This window comes from Rhodococcus sp. IEGM 1341, from assembly GCF_030056895.1.
GTDB lineage: Bacteria > Actinomycetota > Actinomycetes > Mycobacteriales > Mycobacteriaceae > Rhodococcoides.
This window is the reverse complement of sequence record NZ_JASHKV010000001.1, coordinates 107,542-129,421: the sequence shown is the minus strand read 5'-3', so window position 1 is coordinate 129,421 and position 21,880 is coordinate 107,542. Positions and strand designations below refer to the sequence as shown.

General features: G+C 65.2%; 22 protein-coding genes and 1 riboswitch. Of the genes, 9 read left to right on the top strand and 13 right to left on the bottom strand.

What is annotated here, in order from left to right; genetic code table 11:
• The first annotated feature begins 128 nt into the window (after positions 1 to 128).
• The 6 genes from QM615_RS00530 to QM615_RS00505 all read left to right on the top strand — a co-directional run bounded on the left by QM615_RS00530 (position 129) and on the right by QM615_RS00505 (position 8,661).
• The gene (locus tag QM615_RS00530; protein ID WP_149405729.1) at positions 129 to 1,508 is read left to right on the top strand and encodes a hemolysin family protein; all 1,380 of its coding nucleotides are present in this window, start codon (positions 129 to 131) and stop codon (positions 1,506 to 1,508) included.
• Positions 1,501 to 2,637: a hemolysin family protein gene (locus tag QM615_RS00525; protein WP_149405728.1), complete on the top strand. Its 1,137-nt coding sequence runs from the start codon at positions 1,501 to 1,503 to the stop codon at positions 2,635 to 2,637. Before QM615_RS00530 ends, QM615_RS00525 begins: the two co-directional genes overlap by 8 nt.
• Complete coding sequence (locus QM615_RS00520; protein ID WP_068047392.1) at positions 2,638 to 3,552, top strand: 3-methyladenine DNA glycosylase; 915 nt, start codon at positions 2,638 to 2,640, stop codon at positions 3,550 to 3,552.
• A gap of 65 nt (positions 3,553 to 3,617) precedes the next feature.
• A complete protein-coding gene (locus QM615_RS00515) occupies positions 3,618 to 5,792 on the top strand; it encodes a malate synthase G (protein WP_149405727.1) in 2,175 nt (724 codons plus the stop codon).
• Between the two features lie 67 nt (positions 5,793 to 5,859).
• Positions 5,860 to 7,518, top strand: coding sequence for a substrate-binding and VWA domain-containing protein (locus QM615_RS00510; protein ID WP_262498325.1), 1,659 nt, complete (start codon positions 5,860 to 5,862; stop codon positions 7,516 to 7,518).
• Between the two features lie 3 nt (positions 7,519 to 7,521).
• On the top strand, positions 7,522 to 8,661 hold the full coding sequence (locus QM615_RS00505) for a metallophosphoesterase (RefSeq protein ID WP_149405726.1): 1,140 nt from the start codon (positions 7,522 to 7,524) through the stop codon (positions 8,659 to 8,661).
• A gap of 61 nt (positions 8,662 to 8,722) precedes the next feature.
• Here the strand turns inward: QM615_RS00505 and gcvP are convergent, their stop codons facing one another.
• The 12 genes from gcvP to idi all read right to left on the bottom strand — a co-directional run bounded on the left by gcvP (position 8,723) and on the right by idi (position 19,275).
• Positions 8,723 to 11,614, bottom strand: a complete 2,892-nt coding sequence (gene gcvP, locus QM615_RS00500) for an aminomethyl-transferring glycine dehydrogenase (RefSeq protein WP_262498324.1) — start codon at positions 11,612 to 11,614, stop codon at positions 8,723 to 8,725.
• 144 nt (positions 11,615 to 11,758) lie between these two features.
• A riboswitch (glycine riboswitch) is annotated at positions 11,759 to 11,856 on the bottom strand.
• A gap of 12 nt (positions 11,857 to 11,868) precedes the next feature.
• Positions 11,869 to 12,426 (bottom strand): MerR family transcriptional regulator, encoded by a 558-nt coding sequence (locus tag QM615_RS00495; RefSeq protein WP_094642346.1) that lies wholly within the window; start codon positions 12,424 to 12,426, stop codon positions 11,869 to 11,871.
• A 398-nt stretch (positions 12,427 to 12,824) separates the two neighbouring features.
• Positions 12,825 to 13,298 (bottom strand): bifunctional nuclease family protein, encoded by a 474-nt coding sequence (locus QM615_RS00490; protein WP_149405724.1) that lies wholly within the window; start codon positions 13,296 to 13,298, stop codon positions 12,825 to 12,827.
• Between the two features lie 100 nt (positions 13,299 to 13,398).
• A complete protein-coding gene (gene ftsR, locus QM615_RS00485) occupies positions 13,399 to 14,136 on the bottom strand; it encodes a transcriptional regulator FtsR (RefSeq protein ID WP_037189245.1) in 738 nt (245 codons plus the stop codon).
• On the bottom strand, positions 14,133 to 14,630 hold the full coding sequence (odhI, locus tag QM615_RS00480; RefSeq protein ID WP_032377955.1) for an oxoglutarate dehydrogenase inhibitor Odhl: 498 nt from the start codon (positions 14,628 to 14,630) through the stop codon (positions 14,133 to 14,135). Before odhI ends, ftsR begins: the two co-directional genes overlap by 4 nt.
• 213 nt (positions 14,631 to 14,843) lie before the next feature.
• Entirely contained in the window at positions 14,844 to 15,248 is a 405-nt protein-coding gene (gene gcvH, locus QM615_RS00475; RefSeq protein WP_068047421.1) for a glycine cleavage system protein GcvH, read from the bottom strand.
• Positions 15,249 to 15,289: 41 nt separating this feature from the next.
• Positions 15,290 to 16,039 (bottom strand): DUF881 domain-containing protein, encoded by a 750-nt coding sequence (locus tag QM615_RS00470; protein WP_149405723.1) that lies wholly within the window; start codon positions 16,037 to 16,039, stop codon positions 15,290 to 15,292.
• A 3-nt stretch (positions 16,040 to 16,042) separates the two neighbouring features.
• The gene (locus tag QM615_RS00465; protein WP_149405722.1) at positions 16,043 to 16,471 is read right to left on the bottom strand and encodes a small basic family protein; all 429 of its coding nucleotides are present in this window, start codon (positions 16,469 to 16,471) and stop codon (positions 16,043 to 16,045) included.
• Positions 16,468 to 17,283, bottom strand: a complete 816-nt coding sequence (locus QM615_RS00460; RefSeq protein WP_262498323.1) for a DUF881 domain-containing protein — start codon at positions 17,281 to 17,283, stop codon at positions 16,468 to 16,470. The genes QM615_RS00465 and QM615_RS00460 overlap by 4 nt, the downstream gene beginning before the upstream one ends.
• Before the next feature lie 56 nt (positions 17,284 to 17,339).
• A complete protein-coding gene (locus tag QM615_RS00455; RefSeq protein ID WP_149405720.1) occupies positions 17,340 to 17,942 on the bottom strand; it encodes a CDP-alcohol phosphatidyltransferase family protein in 603 nt (200 codons plus the stop codon).
• Between the two features lie 61 nt (positions 17,943 to 18,003).
• Entirely contained in the window at positions 18,004 to 18,639 is a 636-nt protein-coding gene (locus QM615_RS00450) for an NUDIX hydrolase (protein WP_188078612.1), read from the bottom strand.
• 27 nt (positions 18,640 to 18,666) lie between these two features.
• Positions 18,667 to 19,275 (bottom strand): isopentenyl-diphosphate Delta-isomerase, encoded by a 609-nt coding sequence (gene idi / locus QM615_RS00445; protein WP_149405719.1) that lies wholly within the window; start codon positions 19,273 to 19,275, stop codon positions 18,667 to 18,669.
• A gap of 44 nt (positions 19,276 to 19,319) precedes the next feature.
• On the opposite strand from idi, the gene QM615_RS00440 reads away from it, so the two are divergent.
• From QM615_RS00440 to QM615_RS00430, 3 genes are all read left to right on the top strand, one after another.
• Positions 19,320 to 19,478, top strand: coding sequence for a hypothetical protein (locus tag QM615_RS00440; RefSeq protein WP_188078611.1), 159 nt, complete (start codon positions 19,320 to 19,322; stop codon positions 19,476 to 19,478).
• 103 nt (positions 19,479 to 19,581) lie between these two features.
• A complete protein-coding gene (locus QM615_RS00435; protein WP_032398144.1) occupies positions 19,582 to 19,839 on the top strand; it encodes a hypothetical protein in 258 nt (85 codons plus the stop codon).
• The gene (locus tag QM615_RS00430) at positions 19,836 to 21,098 is read left to right on the top strand and encodes a cupin domain-containing protein (RefSeq protein ID WP_149405718.1); all 1,263 of its coding nucleotides are present in this window, start codon (positions 19,836 to 19,838) and stop codon (positions 21,096 to 21,098) included. Before QM615_RS00435 ends, QM615_RS00430 begins: the two co-directional genes overlap by 4 nt.
• A gap of 3 nt (positions 21,099 to 21,101) precedes the next feature.
• On the opposite strand, the gene QM615_RS00425 is transcribed toward QM615_RS00430, so the two are convergent.
• The gene (locus QM615_RS00425) at positions 21,102 to 21,863 is read right to left on the bottom strand and encodes an SDR family NAD(P)-dependent oxidoreductase (RefSeq protein ID WP_149405717.1); all 762 of its coding nucleotides are present in this window, start codon (positions 21,861 to 21,863) and stop codon (positions 21,102 to 21,104) included.
• Between the last annotated feature and the right edge of the window lie 17 nt (positions 21,864 to 21,880).

Sequence of the window (21,880 nt, the reverse complement as noted above, 5' to 3'; positions counted from 1 at the left end):
CTTCGGAGGGATCCTCTATCGAGCCGGGAGAGAAACCCGGCGACACAGATTTCGGCAGCCACGTGCACTCCGGCGGCGCGATGCTCCTGTCCCAGCTTCGACGGTCACGGCTCAGGCGGAGTTGACGCGTGGCACTTCTTCTTACCATCGTCAGCCTGCTCGGTTTCGTCGCCTTGACGGCCGGCACCGCGCTGTTCGTCGCGGCCGAGTTCTCGCTCACTGCTCTCGAACGCAGTGCCGTCGAGTCACAGGCAGCGAACGGCGACCTGCGCTCCCGCCAAGTTCTGCACGCCCACAAGACACTGTCCTTTCAGCTGTCCGGTGCCCAACTCGGCATCACCATCACGACTCTGATCACCGGTTACCTCGCCGAACCGGTACTGGCCGGCTTCATCCGACCCGTGGCCGACGCGCTGGGCGCATCCGAGACCCTCTCCGCAGGCATCTCGCTCGCGGTGGCGCTGATCCTGGCCACCTCGTTCTCGATGATCTTCGGTGAGCTGGTTCCGAAGAACATCGCCATCGCGAAACCGATGTCGACCGCTCGGGTCACCGCCGGCGCGATGGCCGGGTTCTCGCTGGTCTTCAAATGGGCCATCAACGGGCTCAACGGCTCGGCGAACTGGCTGGTACGCCGGCTCGGGATCGAGCCGGCCGAGGAACTGAGATCCGCGCGGTCGCCGCAGGAGCTGGGTTCACTGGTTCGCACGTCGGCACGGCAGGGATCGATCGACGAGAACACTGCCCGGCTGGTGGATCGGTCGTTGCAGTTCGGCGATCGTACGGCCGAGGAACTGATGACGCCGCGAGTCAAGATCGAAACGCTCGCCACCGACGCGACCGTGGCCGATCTGATCGAAACGGCTGCGCGGACCGGCTTCTCGCGCTTTCCGGTGGTCGACGGCGATCTGGACGACACCATCGGCGTCGTTCACATCAAGCATGCGTTCACCGTTGCCGGAGCGCATCGCCGGTCTACGACCGTCGAGTCCCTGGCACGCGACGTTCCTGTCGTACCGTCCAGCCTCGACGGCGACGCGGTGATGGAACGGGTACGCGCCGACGGTATGCAGGTCGCTCTCGTCGTCGACGAGTACGGCGGAACCGCGGGCATGGTCACGATGGAGGATCTGATCGAGGAAATCGTCGGTGACGTGCGCGACGAACACGACGAACCCGAACTCGACGTCTCCAGATCGGGCGACGGTTGGGATTGCGCAGGCTTGCTGCGCATCGACGAGGTCGCGTCGGCCACGGGATATTCCGCACCGGAGGGCGAGTACGAGACCATCGGCGGTCTGGTTCTGACGGAGTTGGGTCGCATTCCGACCGAGGGGGACGCAGTTCTGTTGCCTCCGCCGGCGAACGAGGATCCGCTCGAACGAGACGGCGGTTGGGTGGCACGGGTGATTCGGATGGACGGCCGTCGCATCGACCGGGTGGTGCTCCTGCCCGTCGACGCGGCAGCGGTGGCTCGGATGAGATCGGACGGTGAGATCGATGGGTGATTTCCTCGGAGTCGGTCTCGCCGTTCTACTGCTCGCCGGCAACGCATTCTTCGTCGGAGCCGAGTTCGCACTGATCTCGGCCCGGCGGGATCGCCTCGAAGCGCTGCTCGCACAGGGCAAGAAGCGCGCTCAGAGCGTGATCGAGGCCGGTCAGAACCTCTCGCAGATGCTCGCCGCTGCACAGCTCGGCATCACGATCTGCTCCATTCTTCTCGGTCGTGTGGCAGAGCCTGCAGTGGCACACCTGATCGAGGTTCCGCTCGAGGCAGTCGGCATTCCCGAGTCCTTCCTGCACCCGATCGCCTTCGCCATCGCATTGACGCTTGTGGTCGTTCTGCACATTCTCATCGGTGAGATGGTGCCCAAGAACATCGCGATCGCAGGCCCGGAGAGCACCGCCATGGTTCTGGTGCCCATCCATCTGCTGTTCATCAAGGTGGCACTGCCGCTGATCTCGTTCTACAACATGTGCGCCAACCTCACCCTTCGACTGCTGCGGATCGAGCCGAAGGACGAGCTGAGTTCCTCGGTATCGGCGGTCGAGTTGTCGCAGATGATCGGCGAATCACGATCCGAGGGACTGATCGACGCCGAGGAGCATCGACGACTGCGGCAGGCCCTGGAAACGTCCGGCCGAACGGTGGGTGAGGTTCTGATTCCCTCGCACCAGGTTCGCAGTATCGAGTTGTCCGGTCCCGATCACACCCTCGGACCCACCCTGGGCTCGGTCGAACGAGCCGTCATCGAAACGGGATTCTCGCGCTATCCGGTTCGCGACGCCTCGGGTGCACTTGTGGGCTACCTGCACCTCAAGGACGTACTCGACGACATGGCCGACGAGTCGGCAGGACCGGACACGGTCATTCCCCGCAGTGATGTGCGAGCACTGCCGGTGGTCTCCATCGACACGGTGCTCGACGACGCGTTGACCAAGTTGCGTCGGGCCAGCAGCCACCTCGGTGCCGTGCACGACGCGACCGGTGCCACGGTCGGTATCGTCGCGCTCGAGGACCTGGTCGAGGAGTTCGTCGGTACGGTTCGGGACGGCACACACCGGGTGGCCGGTCCCCGTCCGGGTCAATCGTCGTCCAACTTCAAGCCTGCGACTACTCCCCCACGGAACGCGTGAATGCCCAATTCGACGTTGGTGAGCGAAGGGCAGTGGACCGCTCGTCGTGCTGCGCATACGGCGCGGGTGGAGAACCTCGTCGGTGATTATCTGACCGACCGGGGCCACGGCGGCGTCCATCCGGTGCTCGATTTTCTGTTCACCTACTACAGTCACCGCCCGGGTCAGCTACGCCGATGGAATCCAGGTCACGGCGTCGTACTCACCGGCGATCGTGCGCGTGACTACGCGGAGTTCGCGTCCTACGAGCAGGTGGACACCGCCGACGGCCCGGGTTTTCGGGTGCGGTCGGATCTGGTCGAGCGTCGACGATCGAGCATCGAATTCACCCTCGGCCTGCTCTCCGCCACCCGAGACAGGCCGCCGGTGCTCGGATGTTTCGGACTGCACGAGTGGGCGATGGTCTACCGCGGGGGAACGTCGGCGCAGCGTCACGAGCAGGTGCCACTGCGTCTGGGACACGACGGAACCGATGCCGTGGTCGATTCGATGACGTTGCGGTGCACGCACTACGACGCCTTCCGCTTCTTCACTCCCGATGCTGCGCCGCGCAATGCTCTTACGCTGTCAGCGGAGTCGCGTCTGACATCCGAGCAACCCGGGTGCATTCACGCCTCGATGGATCTGTACAAGTGGTGCTACAAGCTCGGACCGCTGATCGATTCCGAGTTCCTCACCGACTGCTTCGAGCTGGCTCTGCACGCGCGAACGATCGACATGCGCGCGAGCCCGTACGACCTGAGTGACTACGATCTCGAACCCATTCGAATAGAGACCGCGGCCGGACGAGCGGAATATGTGCGCGCGCAGGGAGAGTTGTCGAGCGAAGCGGCACCTCTGCGCTCGGCGTTGATCGCTCGATGCCAGAATTTACTGATCGGCGGCGAGTTCGGCGTCGGACCTACCGCCGAGTAACATCGACAGCGTTGTCGTGGGGACACCGGTCACCGGTGTCCATGACCGGAAAGAGTGAGGAATTCATGACCGATCGTGTGCAGGCTGGTGGACTTCAGGTCGCCAAGGTCCTATTCGATTTCGTCGAGAAGGAAGCGCTGCCGGGTACCGACGTGGATTCGGATGCCTTCTGGACCGGTGCCGCGTCGCTGATCGCCGATCTCGCTCCCAAGAACAAGTCGTTGCTCGCTGTCCGCGACGAGATCCAGGGCAAGGTCGACGCCTGGCACGGTGAGCACGCGGGGCCGAACTACGACCGCGCCGCGTACAAGGCATTCCTGAAGGAGATCGGCTACCTGCTCGACGAGCCGGCCGACTTCCAGATCAGCACCTCCGGTGTCGACACCGAGATCACCACCACGGCCGGGCCTCAGCTCGTGGTGCCGGTGCTCAATGCCCGGTTCGCGATCAACGCGTCCAACGCACGGTGGGGCTCGCTGTACGACGCTCTCTACGGAACCGATGCCATTCCCGAGACCGACGGTGCCGAGAAGGGCACCAGCTACAACAGGGTCCGCGGCGACAAGGTCATCGCCTTCGCGCGGGACTTCCTCGACGAAGCGTTGCCCCTGAGCTCCGGTTCGCACGTCGGCACCACCGGATACGTCGTCGACGCAGCGTCTCTGACGGTGACTCTCGCCGACGGAAGCACCGTCGGGCTGAAGGATCCGTCACAGCTGCTCGGTTACCAGGGCACCCCGGATGCGCCGTCGGCGATCCTGTTCGTCCACAACGGCTTGCACTTCGAGATCCAGATCGACCCCGAGAGCCCGATCGGCAAGACCGACGGCGCGGGAGTCAAGGACGTTCTGCTCGAGTCGGCTGTCACCACCATCATGGACTTCGAGGACTCCGTCGCTGCAGTCGATGCGGACGACAAGGTCCTCGGCTACCGCAACTGGCTCGGTCTGATGAAGGGCGACCTGACCGAGGAAGTCTCCAAGGGCGGCAAGAGCTTCACTCGTGCGATGAACAAGGACCGCACCTACACCTCGGTCGACGGTTCCGAACTGACACTGCACGGTCGCTCGCTGCTGTTCGTCCGCAACGTCGGTCACCTGATGACCTCGGATGCGATTCTCGATGCCGACGGCAACGAGGTGCCCGAGGGAATTCTCGACGCGCTGTTCACCTCGCTCGCCGGTATGCACTCGCTGACCTCGGACAACGTGCTGTCCAACTCACGCACCGGTTCGCTGTACATCGTCAAGCCCAAGATGCACGGACCGGACGAGGTCGCGTTCACCGCGGAGCTGTTCGGCCGTGTCGAGCAGGTCCTCGGCCTTCCGACCAACACACTCAAGGTCGGCATCATGGACGAGGAACGCCGCACGACGGTCAACCTCAAAGCGTGCATCCAGGCCGCATCCGAGCGGGTCGTGTTCATCAACACCGGCTTCCTCGACCGCACCGGCGACGAGATCCACACCTCGATGGAGGCGGGTCCCGTCGTGCGCAAGGGTGCTATGAAGGGCGAGAAGTGGATCGCGGCCTACGAGGACTTCAACGTCGACACCGGTCTGGCTGCAGGCCTCGAAGGCAAGGCGCAGATCGGTAAGGGCATGTGGGCCATGCCCGATCTGATGCACGACATGCTCGAGCAGAAGATCGGCCACCCCAAGGCCGGAGCCAACACCGCGTGGGTTCCCTCGCCTACCGCAGCGACCTTGCACGCCCTGCACTATCACAAGGTCGATGTCTTCGCCCGCCAGCACGAGATCGCACAGGCCAAGCGCGCCACCGTCGACGACATTCTCGAAATTCCTCTCGCGCCGTCCACGGACTGGACCGACGAGGAGAAGCAGAACGAGCTCGACAACAACTCGCAGTCGATCCTGGGCTACGTGGTGCGGTGGATCGACCACGGCGTCGGCTGCTCGAAGGTGCCCGATATCAACGACATCGCACTCATGGAAGACCGTGCGACGCTTCGTATTTCGAGTCAGTTCATCGCGAACTGGCTGCGCCACGGCATCGTCACCGAAGACCAGGTGCGCGAGTCGCTGAAGCGGATGGCACCGGTGGTGGACCGCCAGAACGAAGCCGATCCGACGTACAAGCCGTTGGCTCCCGACTTCGACACCAACATCGCTTTCCAGGCTGCCAGTGACCTGATCTTCCAGGGCACCAGCCAGCCCAACGGCTACACCGAGCCGATCCTGCATCGTCGCCGACGGGAGTACAAGGCCGTCAACGCCTGACGGACTTGTCGATCACGTGGGTGAACATCGGAACACAGGGCGCGGGCGTTCGATAGCCGCCGGACCCGTGATCGTCGTGATCACGATCGTGGTGCTGGTCGCGGCCGTCTTCGGATGGTTTCAACTGCGGGATCGTATCTTCGACCAAGGGGTCGAAGCTGCCGACACATGTGTGGAGGGATCGGCGGTGCTCACTGTCGCCGCCGATCCCGACATCTCCGGACCTGTCGAACAACTGGCTTCCCGGTTCAACGACACCGCACCGGTGGTGCGAGATCACTGTGTGACGGTGCAGGTTCGAGCTACCGCCTCCGATGCTGTGCGGACGGCATTGAACGCCGGTATCGACAACTGGGACGTCGGCGCACTCGGTGCACGGCCGGGCCTGTGGATACCCCAATCGTCGGGTGACGTGGAGGCCGTGACCGACCGCGGAGCAGTCGACGGCACCCCGCGGCCACTGGCGTCGAGTCCGGTAGTGCTCGCAGTGCCGTCTGCCGTGGCCGACGCTCTGGCCACGGCAAGTTGGGCCGACCTGGTCCGCCTGCAACGTGATCCGCAGGCATTCGGCCTCGGCGAGTGGGGCGCACTCCGTCTCGCACTACCGACCGGATCCGATTCCGGCGCAACCACACTGGCGCTCGCCGCAATCGCTGCCGGGATACGCGAAGATCCGACCAGCGAATTGACCCTGGAACAGGCCTCGTCCAGAGAAGTGGTCTCGGCCGTGTCGGAGCTGGCCGTTACCGACACCGGAGCCTCCGCGACGTCCGAATCCACCACCTACGACGCGCTCGCGGCACTGGAGAACGCGCCCGGCTCCGATGCCCCCGTCCACGCGGTCCCGGTCACCGAGCAGCAACTGGCATCGACCGATTCGTCGACGTTGACCGCCGTCGAACCTCAGGGCCCCACTCCCGTTGCCGATCATCCCGCGGCCGTACTCTCCGGCGACGAGACATCGACTCGGGCGGCCGCCGCGTTCGTCGATTTCGTCCGGCAGCCGGACGGTGCGCAATTGCTCACGGATGCGGGCTTCGGCGTCGGCGAGACCCAGGACGCCGATGCCCTCGCTGCGCCCTCCGGATCGGTGGCCGACGCACTGCTGGCCGTGCTGCGAAGCCCGGTCCTGCCGCGCCGCGCCACGGTGCTGCTCGACGTATCCGAGTCGATGGGCACGTCCGAAGGCAGCGCGACTCGGCTGCAGAACACGGTTCGCGCTCTCAGCGAGCAGTTCCAACGAGTGCCCGACGCCACCGAGCTGGGGCTGTGGAGCTTCGGCGAGGATCTGGACAATTCACTCCCCTTCCGGGTCGACGTTCCGACCGGGCCGATGTCGGCTGCGATCGGGCCGACGTCCAGGCGGGCTGCTCTGGAATCCAGCGCGGCCGCGTCGACGCCCGCGGGCGCGTCGTTCACGTTCGCATCCGTACTGGTCGCGTACGCCGATGCTGTAGCCGGATACGTTCCGGGCCGGGTGAATTCGGTGGTCCTCGTCACCGATGGACCGGACGATTCACCCCTGTCCCCCGAAGAACTGCTCACCGACCTGAACTCGGCGTCCGATGCCGCGCGTCCGGTCGCAGTGAACGTGGTGATGATCGGCGACAACCCCAACGCGACTGCGTTCACCGACATCGCGGCCCGTACCGGCGGCACTGCCACGACCGTACCGACGTCCGATTCACCGGAATTCATCGATCTACTCGGAAAGTTGCTGTACTAGAACATGTCTCGTGTAATTTTTGTCGGCGTTTTTCTACTCCTCATCACCCTGTTCCTGCACTGGCGGTTTCTCTCCGTGACCAGGATGCCGACACGTCCCAAACGAGCTGTCGATGCTGCACTGGCACTGCTGTGGCTGGGTGCGGTGATCGGTTTCGGCAGCGGCGTGGAGTTCGATCCGTCCTGGGCACGAGGACCCGCCTTCGTCGGCCTCAGTTGGCTCGCCGTGGTGCTGTACCTGTTCCTGGGAACGATTCTGGTGGCCGTGGTCTGCACCGTCGTGAGAGTGGTGTTCGCGGCTCGTGAACGCGATTCGTCCGCTGTTCGACTGCGGGTGTCGCGGATCGGCTCGGCGGCGGTGGCACTCGTCAGCGTGGTTGCAGTGGGATACGGACTCGTCGAGGCGGCGACTCCGCGTGCGACGAACACCGACGTCGTGCTCGACAGGCTACCGGCCGAATTCGACGGCGTCCGAGTGGCGTTGGTGTCGGATCTCCATGTCGGCCCCTCCCGCGGCGCGGATTTCGTGCAGAAGGTCGTCGATTCGATCAACGACCAAAATCCCGATGTCGTGCTCCTCGACGGTGATCTCATCGATGGGACGGTTGCTCTGGTGGGAGAAGATCTCGAGCCGCTACGCGATCTCGAAGCGCCGCTGGGTGTGTTCGCCGTCAGCGGCAATCACGAGTTCTACGCGGGCGACGGCGGCGAATGGCTCGACTTCTGGTCGACGCTCGGCATCGACGTGCTGCGAAACGAGCGAACGACGATCACTCGTGGCGACGCTGCCATCGATATCGCCGGCATCAACGACGCCACCGCACCGGCTCCGTACGAACCCGATCTGGCCGCGGCATTGGACGGGATCGATCCTGATCGCTTCGTACTGCTGATGGCACATCAGCCGTTGCAGGCGGTGGAGGCATCGGACTTCGGAGTGGACATGCAGGTGTCCGGTCACACGCATGGGGGTCAGATCTGGCCGATCCGCTATCTGGTTCCGCTGCAGCAGCCCAGTGTCGAAGGGCTGGACACGATCGGCAACACCACGCTCTACACCACCCGGGGTGCCGGCGCGTGGGGTCCACCGGTGCGGGTGGCCGCTCCGCCCGAGATCGCGATGCTCGAACTGACTCGGGGCTAGAAGCCTCCGACACCACCACACCAGAGCCCGCCACGTCGCCGTGGCGGGCTCTGTTCTCGGCTCAGGCGAACGCCTCGATCGGTGGGCACGAGCACACCAGATTGCGGTCTCCGTGGGCACCGTCGATGCGACGCACCGCCGGCCACACCTTCGGACGGTCGTAGCCCGCCGGGTAGGCAGCGAGTTCCCGTGAGTACGGGTGATCCCACTCGGCAACCAGACTCCGAGCGGTGTGCGGTGCACCTCGAAGTGGGTTGTCGTCGACCGTCCATTCGCCCGATCCGACGCGATCGATCTCTCCCCTGATGGCGATCATCGCATCGCAGAACGCGTCGATCTCCTCGAGGTTCTCACTCTCGGTCGGCTCGACCATCAGAGTTCCCGGCACCGGGAAGCTCATCGTGGGCGCGTGGAAGCCGTAGTCCGCCAACCTCTTCGCTACGTCGTCGACGGTGACTCCGGTGTCCTTGGTCAGGCCCCGCAGATCGAGGATGCACTCGTGGGCAACCATGCCGTTGTCGCCGGTGTACAGAACCGGGAAGTACTCGTCGAGGCGACGGGCGATGTAGTTGGCCGACGCGATCGCCGTCAACGTCGCCTGCCGGAGCCCCGTCGCACCCATCATCGCGATGTAGGCCCACGTGATCGTCAGGATCGAGGCGCTGCCGTAGGGGGCACCGGACACCGTCGGTCCCGAACCGAGTTGCGGGGCCAGTGGGTGACCCGGCAGGTACGGCTGTAGGTGCGACCGCACACCGATGGGTCCGACGCCGGGCCCGCCGCCTCCGTGGGGGATGCAGAACGTCTTGTGCAGGTTCAGGTGGCTGACATCGCCGCCGAATCGGCCCGGGCGCGCCAGACCGACGAGGGCGTTGAGGTTGGCACCGTCGACGTACACCTGACCGCCCGCGTCGTGGACCGCAGCACAGATCTCGGAGATCTCGTGCTCGTACACGCCATGGGTGGAGGGATAGGTGATCATGATCGCCGCGAGGGTGTCGGCGTGCTCGGCGATCTTGGCGCGCAGGTCGTCGACGTCGACGTCACCGTTGGGACGGCAGGCCACCACCACCACGCGCATCCCGACCATCACGGCCGAGGCTGCGTTGGTGCCGTGGGCGCTCGACGGGATCAGGCAGACGGTGCGTTCGGCATCGCCGTTGCCGAGGTGGTAGCGGCGAATGGCGAGCAGTCCCGCGTACTCGCCCTGGCTTCCCGCATTGGGCTGCAGGCTGACCGCGTCGTAGCCGGTGATATCGACGAGCCACCGTTCCAGGTCGGCGATCACCTTCAGCAGACCGGGCACGTCCGAGGACGGAGCGAAGGGGTGCTGACGGGCGAACTGCGGCCAGGTGATGGACTCCATCTCCGCGGTGGCGTTCAGCTTCATCGTGCACGAACCCAGCGGAATCATGCTGCGATCGAGCGCAATGTCCTTGTCGGACAACGCGCGCAGGTACCGCAGCATGGCCGTCTCGGTCCGGTACCTGGTGAATGCCGGGTGCGTGAGGTACTTCGAGTTTCGAGTCATGTTCGCCGGCAACGACTCGGCCCCGGAACCTGCGGCTTCTGCACCGAACGCGGCGAGCACGTTCGCGATGTGCTCGGGCGTCGTCGCCTCGTCGCACGCGACGGCCACGTGGTGGGCGTCGACAAGCCGCAGATTGATCCCGCGCTGCTTGGCAGCGTCGACGACGGCCTGAGCCTTACCAGCGACGGCCGCCAGGACGGTGTCGAAGAAGTCCGTGTGCACCACCTCGATACCTGCTTTCTGCAGGCCTGCCGCCACGGTTCGAGCATGCGCGTTCACCCGAGTTGCTATGGCACGCAATCCGTCCGCGCCGTGGTAGCTGGCATACATCGCAGCGACGATGGCCAGCAGGACCTGAGCGGTGCAGATGTTGGAGGTCGCCTTCTCACGGCGGATGTGCTGCTCACGGGTCTGCAGCGCCAGCCGGTAGGCGCGGTGACCGTCGGCATCGAGCGAGACCCCGACCAACCGACCGGGCAGCTGACGGGAATGACCCGACCGCACTGCGAGGTAGCCCGCGTGCGGTCCGCCGTATCCCATCGGAACACCGAACCGCTGGGTGGTTCCGAAGCAGACGTCTGCGCCGATCTCACCGGGCGGGGTCACCACGGTGGCAGCCAATAGGTCCACTCCCACTGCAACCAGGGCCCCCCTCTCGTGCGCGGCCTCGATGATCGCCGTGTGATCGACAAGACGGCCCGATGCTCCGGGCAGCTGCGCGAGCACACCGAAGAATTCTCCGTCGGGCAGGCCGTCGGTCAGATCGGCGTAGACCAATTCGATGCCCAGCGGCTCGGCGCGAGTGGCCAACACGGCCTCGGTTTGCGGGAAGATATCGGAATCGACCAGTAGCCGAGGCGACTTCGACGCCCTGTTCGCGCGCCGCATCAAGGTCATGGATTCGGCGGCCGCCGTCGACTCGTCGAGCATCGACGCATTGGCCACGTCCATGCCGGTGAGGTCGGCAACCATGGTCTGGAAGTTGAGCAACGCTTCGAGTCGCCCCTGGCTGATCTCCGGCTGATACGGCGTGTACGCGGTGTACCAGGCCGGGTTCTCCAGAATGCCTCGGGTCAGCACCGGCGGTGTGAGAGTGTCGTAGTAGCCCAGGCCGATCATCGACGTCGCCACGGTGTTCTGCCCGGCGAGGTCGGCCAGTGCTGAGAGCACCTCGTGCTCGCTCAGCGCGGGCGGTAGCGTCGCCAACCCGTCGGGAACGCCGTCGACCACGGTATCGAGGATCGACGAAGGAACGGCCTTGCGGGCCAGCTCGTCGAGACTGTCGACGCCGATGGTGTCGAGGATGCGGACCAACTCGGCGGCGTCGGGGCCGATGTGACGGTCGACGAAAGTGTGTGCGGGCGAGCCGGTTCGGTCGGTCACGATGTGCTCCCAAGACGAGGCGTCGGACGACCGAGGCATGCGCTCCGGCCGCTCCTCCCCCTCTGTCGTGTGCCCGCTGACGCGTGCGCCTGAGAGATTCGGTCGGACACGGCGCGCCAGTGAAGCGCGCCGGCACCTTTCCCCTTGGGCGGGTGGGTGCTCCCACCACTTTCCAGAGTTGTCGAAGCCCACACGGTCCGTGTGCCTGAGAGATTGACGGGGAGGTATTGCTCCTTCGGCGTCCGAGACTGGATGCCTCGGAACTCTCCCGCGCGGGCGCGACGAAAGAAAGTCTAGCCGGTCTTGCGGCTCGCGCGATTCTTGCGGCGCGACGCCAACTCGTCCTCGGGGCTCGGCTGGCTTTCACCGCCGTCGGCTCGTTCGGCCGGGAAGTCGGCGATGGTGCCGGTGAGCTCGCGCATCGCACCGTTCACGGCAATGCCGAACACACCCTGCCCACCTTGGAGCAGATCGACCACTTCTTCTGCCGACGTGCACTCGTAGACGGTGGTGCCGTCGGAGAACAGCGTGATGTTGGCGAGATCTCCCACCCCGCGCTGGCGTAGGTGATCGACGGCGACGCGGATGTTCTGCAGTGAGATACCGGTATCGAGCAGCCGCTTGACGATCTTGAGGACGAGCATGTCCTTGAACGAGTACAGCCGCTGGCTTCCCGATCCCGCTGCGCCGCGGATGGACGGGACGACGAGCCCGGTGCGGGCCCAGTAATCGAGCTGACGGTAGGTGATGCCGGCGATCTGGCACGCACTCGGCACGCGGTAGCCCACGAGTTCGTCGGGCACGGAGTCGTCGGGGAACAATCCCGGTTGAATGTCCTGGGGCGATTCGATTCGGGCGCTCGATGCCTGATCGGGGGTGTCGACCCGAGCATCGGCACCGACCGGCGTGTCCTCGGTCCGGCCTGCGGCTTCGGACTCTCGACGGCCGTGATGCTGCTGCGGCTGATCTCCCACTGACTGCTCCCTCTCGGATGTCTCACTGCGTTCGGATCGAGTCAGTACTGCGATCCGTCCGGGACACTGGAAATGCCTCGGTGTACTCGCGTGAAGTCATACCGTGTACCAGGCCAGAGTACGCCTCGGCAGGTATCGAAGAGGCGTGAACCGAACCCGGATCGGTCCAGCGACGGCGATGAACTTCACTGGCACGAACGTTATGGGGACGTTCGTGCAGATTCAACGCAACGCGCCGTAAACCTGAACCTAAAGTTGAGGTTGAGACTCTTCTGTTACCCGTCGGTGGCCTTGAAGTCGTCCGGAGAAACCGAGTCGAGGAACTCCTTGAACTTCTCGACCTCGTCCTCGCGCTCGTCGGGCATGATCAATCCGGCTTCGGCGAGCACGGGCTCCTCGGCGAAGATCGGCACCCCGGCCCGAAGCGCGATGGCAACGGAGTCCGACGGCCGAGCGGAGACCCTGATGTCCTTGTCGAACACCAGATCGGCGTAGAAGGTGCCCTCCTGCAGGTCGACGATGCGCACCTCCTTGAGCTGGTGCCCGAGCGCCGAGATCAGATTCTTGACGAGATCGTGGGTGAGCGGACGGGCCGGCTGCACACCCTGCTGCTCCAAAGCAATTGCGGCAGCCTCGGTTTGGCCGATCCAGATCGGGAGGTACCGGTCGCCGTCAGCCTCACGCAGCAGCAACACGGGCTGGTTCTGCGGCTGTTCGACACGAATACCGACCACACGCATCTCACTCATCGTGTCTGCCTCTCACCTCGAGAAATTCCGGGCTGCACTGAAAACTTGCTCAGCTCGTCGCTGCCGAGTCTATTGGAAGTCGAAACGACGCGAGCGAGCGTCACCGGTCGAGTGCACCGCGCACCGCGGCTTTGACCAGGCAGGTGTGCAAGGTCAAGGACAGTGCAGCCAATTCGCGAATCATTTCTTCTGCGCGATCGCGTGCACCGGCGTCTCGGCCCTTGGCCACAGGTCCGGCAATCTGCGCTACCAGACCGGCCTCGCGGTCCGCCGCGAGCTTGAAGGCGCGGAGGTGGCGCACCTCGAGACCGAACTGCAACATCGCGTGCGCCGTCCGGGCGAGCGTCACCGCTCCGTCGTCGTAGAAACCGGCCTGCCCCGGAGTGATCAAGCCGGCTCGCAACAGCTCGGTCAGAAACGCATCGTCGATCCCCGCCTGAGCGAGTAGATCTGCCTTGGCGATGCGAACCTCACGATCAGGCAGGAACTCCTCCGGAGAGACCTCACCCGCGGCAACTGTCAGCGACCGCGGACGCTTGACCGACGCATCGGCCCGTTCGACGGTCGCGACCCCGTGGTCGATGGCTTCGAGTTGTTCCTTGATCACCTTGAGCGGCAGGTACTGATCGCGCTGCGCGGTCAGCACGAAGCGCAGACGCTCGCAATCGGCGATGGAGAACCGCCGGTACCCCGACGGTGTGCGTTCCGGCGAGATCAGCCCCTCGGCTTCGAGAAATCTGATCTTCGAGATGGTGACATCAGGAAAGTCGGGCCGAAGTCGATCGAGGACGGAGCCAATCGACATCCCCCCGTTGGACTGCTGCCCGACGGCGGTCACTGGCTTCCTGCACCCGCAGACGCGTCGCCGACCTGAGATCCGTTGCCGCCCCGCGGTCCGGTGAGGAACACCAGCCGGAACTTGCCGATCTGGACCTCGTCGCCGTTGGCCAACACAGCGGAGTCGACCGGCTCCCGGTTGACGTACGTGCCGTTGAGGCTGCCGACGTCGACGACCTGGAAGTCGTCCTCGTCCTGCCGGAACTCGGCATGCCGACGGCTGACGGTGACATCGTCGAGGAAGATGTCACTGTCGGGGTGCCGACCGGCCGAGGTGGTGGGCTGGTCGAGCAGGAACCGTGATCCGGCGTTGGGTCCTCGCTTGACGACGAGCAGCGCGGCACCGACAGGCAACCCCTCGACACCCGATACCGGAGCTTCGGTGCTCTGGGCGGCCGCGGAGTTGTCCAGCTCCTGCAGGAAATCTGCACGGAAGACCGAGGTGGTCTCTGCCGGTGACTCCCCGTAGTTGCTGTCGTTGTCGTTCTGGCTCACCGTTACTCCTTCTCAGTCCGTTCACCCGGGGCAGAGAACGCCGCGGGTAACGCAGTACATGGTCTTCACATCAGGTGTTGCTTGGCGTTCGGTGTTGCGTAGCTTCGTACAGCTTGCTGGACCTTCGCCCCGACAGGGTATTCGCTCGGTGTCGACCGTACCCTGCGCAGTGGTGGCCGTGTGGCCTGTTGGCTGGTGTCGACAGCCGGCCGATCACTCGGCCGTGATGAGAGCATATCCGGCGGCATCGAGCATCTGCGCCAGTGCCGCGTCCAGCTCCTCCGGTGTCGAAACCTCGAGGTCGATCAGCCAGCCTCCGGTGTAGGGTCCCGAGTTCACCTTCTCCGGTTCGCCGTCCAGATCCTCGTTCACGGCAACCACTTTCGCGGTCAGAGGGCTGAACACGTCGGACACGCTCTTGGTGGATTCGACCTCGCCGAGAGACGCGCCCGCGGTCACGGTGTCGCCGATCGAGGGAAGTTGAACGAACACCACGTCGCCCAACTGCGCCTGCGCGAAATCGGTGATACCGATTCGCACCGTTGCAGGCCCCGTGCGCTGCACCCACTCGTGCTCGGGGGTGTAGTACAGATCAGCTGGTGTGTCGATGTCGCTCAACGCGGCATTCCCTTCGATCGTGGCCCGGGGCGAGCGGGCGGTCAGTTACCGGGCTGAGCGTATTGACGCGGGCGCGGGTCCCGCAAGGCGGACACCGTGACCTGGTCCGACTGCGCGATGTTCGACGTGGCACCGTTGCGAGTCACCGTGTCGACGACCCCGCCGGGAATGTTCAGTGCCGACGCGAGAGTCGGCGAATCCCCGATGGCAGTGAAGGTGTACGGGGCACGCAGTTCTCTACCGTCGACCACGATCCGACCCGCGGAACCGGCGATCCACGAATCGACGCCGATGCGCACGGCATTTCCGCCGCCCTCGAGCTGGAGCGCTTCGGCACCTGCTGCACGCAACTCCTGCATGGCGTCGAGCAGCACCTCCGATCCCACGCCCGAGTTCGGGTCCTCGATCACCAGTGTCACCCCCGGCCCCTGTGCCGCGACGGTACCGACTTGAATCGACAACGCGGACAATCGTTCCTGCGCTTCCGCCACCGCCGCCTCCGATCCCGATCCGGACTGACGCAGCGTCGCCAGAGTGGCCTGCAGGGTGCTGATCTCGTCCCGAATCGACGCCTCGCGTCGGGTCAGGGTGTCCAGCACGACCAGCAGGTCCTCGGGCCGAGAGTTCTCCAGGCCATCGGCGGTGCTCGTCTCTCGTACCTGCGTGGCCAGGCCGATTCCCAGGACGCACAACAGCGCGAGCGCGAGAACCCCGAATGCCGCTCCGCGCCTTCGTCCCTGTGCACCGGGACGTCGCGCGCGCCATCCGTGCCGACCGCCGCCTGCCGTCATGATCTAGGCACCGAACAGACGCCTGCGCAGGGCGGCGGCGTTGCCGAAGATACGGATTCCGAGGACGACGACGATTGCCGTGGACAGCTGAGTTCCCACTCCGAGCTGATCGCCTAGCCACACGATCAGAGCCGCGACGAGGACGTTGAAGACGAACGAGATCACGAACACCTTGGCGTCGAAGATGCCGTCGAGGAAAGCCCGTACACCGCCGAACACCGCGTCGATCGCCGCGACTACGGCAATCGGCAGATAGGGCGCAACCACGGCGGGAACCTGCGGGCCTGCAACCGTCCCGATGACGACGCCTACGATCAGAGCGGCGATCGCGGCAAGAGCGTAGACCCCGTGGGTGGGGGTGATCGGCGAGTCGGACGGTTCGTGCACGTCGGACTCCGCCGGGTGGGCACTCGGTGGATCGTGCTCCGTCATCGTCGGCCTACCTCCTCTGCCACGAACGACTCTCTCACAGCGGCGGGACCGAGTTCGAGATCGGTTGCCGGGCGTACCGTGAATCCGACGCCGTACAACTGCGCCACCGTGCTCATTCGCAGATAGGCGTCGCTGACGACGAACTGGACCTGGATGCGTTGGGGCGGCCCTATCGCGTCGATGGCGTAGGGCGAGTCGATCGGGCGATTGTCCAGCAGCATTGCCCCGCCTGCCTGCCGGATGGTCACGTTGGGTCCGACGCGAATACCGTCGACCGACACCGCCTCGGCACCGCTCGCCCACAACGAATTGACGATCGCAGCGATGTCTCGATCCAGCACGGCTGCGCCCGAACCCCCACGAATCGACCGATCCGACGTGGCGTCCTCGGCCACCGGCTCGGTGACGACGACCGAGAGCCCGGGGCCGGTCACCGAATCGATGCCGGCGGCGGATTCGACAGCACTCAACCGGTCCAGCAGGGCACTGCCCGAGACATCGGACTGCAGAGCTCTGTCACGCTCCGAGGACACCTGCTCGACCAGTGCCTGTTGTGTCGCTTCCAATTCGGCACTGCGATCCTGCGCGGCGCGGACAGCAGCCGACGCATCGGAGCCCGCACGGTCCACGTCGGCACCGCCGGAAGCCAGCTGCGAGAACGCGATACCGAAGATCACCCCGACTACGACCGCACCGCCCAACAACCAGAGCGCGGCAGGTACCCGCGGCTTGCGAGTGTGCTGCGCCGTCCGTTCGGCAGCCGCCGCGCCGTATCCCGGGTCCAGATGGTCGGTCAACAAGGACGTCAGCAACGACGGGACGGGATTCCTCTTGACCTGTTTCTCCGGTCGTTCCGCAGGCTCCACCGTCAGGTGCCGGCCACAGTCGGCTCGACTGCCCTGGCGACGGCGATCGCCTTGCCGAGGTACAGCAGACCGGTCCAGATGTACAACGCGGTGCCCCAGATCAGCAACGCGTATCCGAGCGGTCCTGCGGCATCAGCCACCGAATTGCTGCCGGCAGAGACCAGGAGGACCGGCAGCGCGATCATCACCACGAAGGTCGCGGCCTTACCGAGATAGATGACGTCCGGAGGCGGGAGGGATCTGCGGCGATAGACGAACATCGTCAATCCGAGTACGGCATCGCGACCGATGAGTATCGCGGCAACCCACCACGGAATGATGCCGCGCAGCACGAACGCCACCAGGGTGCTGACCACGTAGAGCCGATCGACCAACGGATCGAGAACTGCACCCAGCTTCGATGCCTGACCGAGCATGCGAGCGAGTTTGCCGTCGAGCCAATCGGTTCCACCGCTGACCAGCAGGAGCACCAGCGCCCACCCGTCGGCCTCGGGGCCGAGCATGAGGTAGAGAAACAGCGGAACACCCAACAGCCGGATTGCGCTGAGAAGGTTGGGAATGGTCGCGATGCGATCCGATACCTCGAGCTCACGGTCGTTCGTCATCGGCGATCACCTCCTTCTCGTGCCGCTTGTCTCGCTCTGCCCGCTCGGGCTTGCGGCCACGTTAGCGCCACGCGAACACCGGCTGCTCGAAGTCCGCGACTCGGGTGTGTCGACCATGCAGCGCCACTTCACGGAACTGATGGACGATCGCCCCGGTCGGAGCATGGATGGCACCCGTTCGGTACGGCCACCGGATAACCGGACGCGTCGATTCGGGTATCGACACGAATTGGGCGTCGACGTCGAGTTCGTCGACCGTCACCTCGAACACTTCGGCCACCTCGTCCTCGCTGGGCAGCAACGTGGACGAGTAGTCGCCGACCCACACTACGAACGGAGTGATGACGTACCCGGATCGGGTGACGTAGTCGTCCAACCTACCGAGCACGTCGGTCTCGTCGGCGCGAATCCCCAACTCCTCGGCCAATTCCCGCAGACAGGCCTGCACCCGGGACTCCCCCGGGTCCACACCTCCGCCGGGCAACGCGTACTGGCCCGGATGTGCGCGCAACCGATCCGGCCTCCTCGTCAGAAGCATGCGCCTGTCCCCCGGCGGTCCACCGACCGCAACGGCAACGGCAGCGGCGCGGAGTCCGGCCGTTTCGGCGGTGCGGTGGGAGAAGCGGGCGAGTTCGCGCGCGACGGAGGCACGATCGAGCAGGTCCTCGTTCGGCCTGTCGGAATTGTCGACGGTCACAGCACGAACCCTAGAGGCCGGGCAGGATCAGCGGGTGTCGGCAGGACGGGCAGCGGGGGGAAGCATGTCGTCCGGCGATTCCGGCCAGCCGAGTGGCTCGTCGGCCAGAGCGGTCAACTGCTCCACCTGCGTTCTGCACCAGGGTGATACGTCGATGGTGCCGCCCCGCACCCCCGCGGAGAACTCACGCCACGACACCCATCGAGTCTCCTCCACCTCGGCCGGGTCGGGATCGAGTGTCGCGTGCTCGTCGACTCTCACGCGGTACACCGGACAGATCTCGTTCTCCACGATTCCGTTGTCCATGACGGCCCGGTACCGGAAGTGCGGCAGCACCAACTCGGCGGATTCCGCATGCAGGCCCAATTCTTCACCGATTCGGCGCAGTACGGCGTCGTCGAGCTTCTCACCGGGTGCCGGGTGGCCACAGCACGTATTGGTCAGCACCCCTGGCCACGTCGTCTTGCTCGACGCTCTGCGTGTGAGAAGAACTGCGCCGTCCGATCTCACCACGTAGCTGGAAAATGCCAGGTGCAGTGGCGTGTCCAGTGTGTGGACGGTGGTCTTGTCGTGCGTGCCGACGGCGCGGCCTTCGTCGTCCAGCAGCACCACGTGCTGCGCTCGGGATCGATCCATCGTTCCATCGTCCCACGGCCTGCGCGGCGGTCTACTGTCGAACCATGGGACGTGACGAGAACACCGACAGCGAGAACCCGCCAGACTCCGAGAAGGCATCGGACACGCCGAAGGGCGGCCGACCAGGACCGGTGGACGGCGGCGGCGGAGGCGGAATGGCGACCCGGGAGAACGCACCCGAGATCGCCGAGGACTCTGCCTGAGATTCGCCACACCACCGCTGTTTGAGAAACAGAGTTTGCGTCAATACCTCCGATGTTCTCGCGCTGCGCGGGTACACGAACCTCCACGACCGGAAGGACTTCGATGAGCATCAACGACGACGACATCACCACCACGGGCGGAGCCGCAGGCGAAGGACCCGCCGACGGCGGATCGAACCCCGGTGGCCATGACGGCGGAGCAGACGGCCCCGCCGGAGCCGGTGAAGGACCCGCCGACGGTGGATCCAACCCCGACGGTCACGACGGCGGAGCAGACGGCCCCGCCGGAGCGGGCGAGGGCCCGGCCGACGGTGGATCGAACCCCAACGGACACGACGGCGGTGCGGACGGTACCGCTTGAGCACTGAGTCGAGCGGCGAGCGCGGATCGGATAATCGGTCCGCGCTTCGTCGTCTCACCGGTACCGACTTCAGGACGTTCGCGGACCGGTTCTGGGGTACAGCTCCCAAACTGACCCGATCCGCCGAGCTGTCGGACTCGTTCGACGATCTGATGACACTCGACGCGGTCGACGAGCTGATCTCGGAACGCGGAGTACGCACTCCCTTCGTGCGGATGGCCAAAGACGGTCGGTTGCTGGACAAGTCGCAGTTCACGTCGTCCGGCGGGTTCGGTGCCGAGATAACGGACCAGGTCGACTCCGCAGCGGTGCTGGCAGCCTTCGCGGCCGGAAACACGCTGGTACTTCAGGGCCTGCATCGACTGTGGCCGCCGCTGATTCATTTCGTCGGTGATCTCGTTCGCGAGCTGGGCCACCCCGTGCAGGTGAACTCGTATGTGACACCGGCTGCATCGCAAGGATTTTCACCGCACTACGACGTACACGATGTGTTCGTCGTGCAGATCGCGGGCACCAAGCGGTGGAGCATTCACTCCCCGGTGCACGTGCATCCGCTCAACAATCAACCATGGTCGGACCGACGGTCGGCCGTCGAGGACCACGCATCGAACACTCCCGAACTGGACGTTGTCCTCGAGCCCGGCGATGTGCTCTACCTGCCGCGCGGGTGGATCCACTCGGCGCAAGCGCTCGGTGACACAACCGTGCACCTGACCATCGGCGTGGCGTCGTACAACGACTACGACCTCGCCCACCACGTGCTGAAGTCGCTGGGCGACGTCGAGAGTCTGCGCGCTCCCCTTCCCGCCGGCCTCGACCACTCCGACCCGGAGTCCATCGCTGCGCATGTACACCGAGTCGTGGACGCCATGCGCGCCGCGCTCGACGAGATCGACCGAGACCCCGACGCGATACGTCGATTGGCCGAACGCGTCGCTGATCGTCACGACGAGCTTGTCCGACCGGAACCGGTGCGCCCACTGGCAAGCGTCGCTGCGATGGGAGCGTTGCGGGGCGAGGATTCGATCCGACTACGGTCCGGCGTGTTCGCCCGTGTCGTGCGATCTGCCCACGCAGTGTCCGTGGTCGTGCGCACCAAGACCGTGACAATGCCGCCCCAGTGCGCAGACGCTCTCGACCTGCTGAACCAGGGCGCACCGTGCCGCCTCGATGCCCTGCCCGGACTCGACACCGACGACGCGTTGGTGGTTGCGCGCAGACTGATCCGCGAGGGCATCGCCGTGCCGGCCGAACGATAGCCGTCAGGTGATCGTGATTCCACCGTCCACCGCGATGGTCTGACCCGTCACGTATCCCCCGGCGTCCGAGGCGAGCCAGATGGCAGTTGCGGCCAGTTCTTCGGGATCGCCTTTGCGTCCGAGGATCATTCGCGGAGCCATCGAGTCGAGGTATCCCGGCTGGTACGAGTCCGTCATCTCGCTCTGGAAGAAACCTGGCGCAATAGCGTTGACTCTGATGCCTTTTCGCGCGCCCCACTGCTGCGCCAGATCGCGGGTGAGGCCGATGATCGCTGCCTTGCTCGCGCTGTAGGCCGCCTGCGGAAGGCCTGCGGTGGTCAGCCCCAGAATGCTGGAGATGTTCACGATCGAACTGCCGGGTGCCATCACCCGTCCGCAGGCCTGCGCTGCCCAGTACGACCCGTTCAAGTTGATGTCGATCACCGAGCGGAACTGCTCGGGTGTCTCACGGGTTGCGGGGTAGGCCGTGCCTACCCCGGCGTTGTTGATCAGAATGTCCACTTTTCCGAACTCCTTCACCGCGGCCTCGACCATCGCGGTGCACTGGTCCGGGTCCACCACGTCGGTGGCGACCGTGATCGAACGCCCTCCGACGCTGTCGATCAACTCTGCGGTCTGCGCCAACTTGTCCACTCGTCGTGCGGCGAGCACCACGTCCGCTCCTGCCTCGGCGGCTGCCTTGGCGAATGCCACGCCCAGTCCGGAGGATGCACCGGTGACGATGACGACGCGTCCGTCCAGGCGAAATTTTTCCAAGATCGACATGTTCGATGAATCTCCTT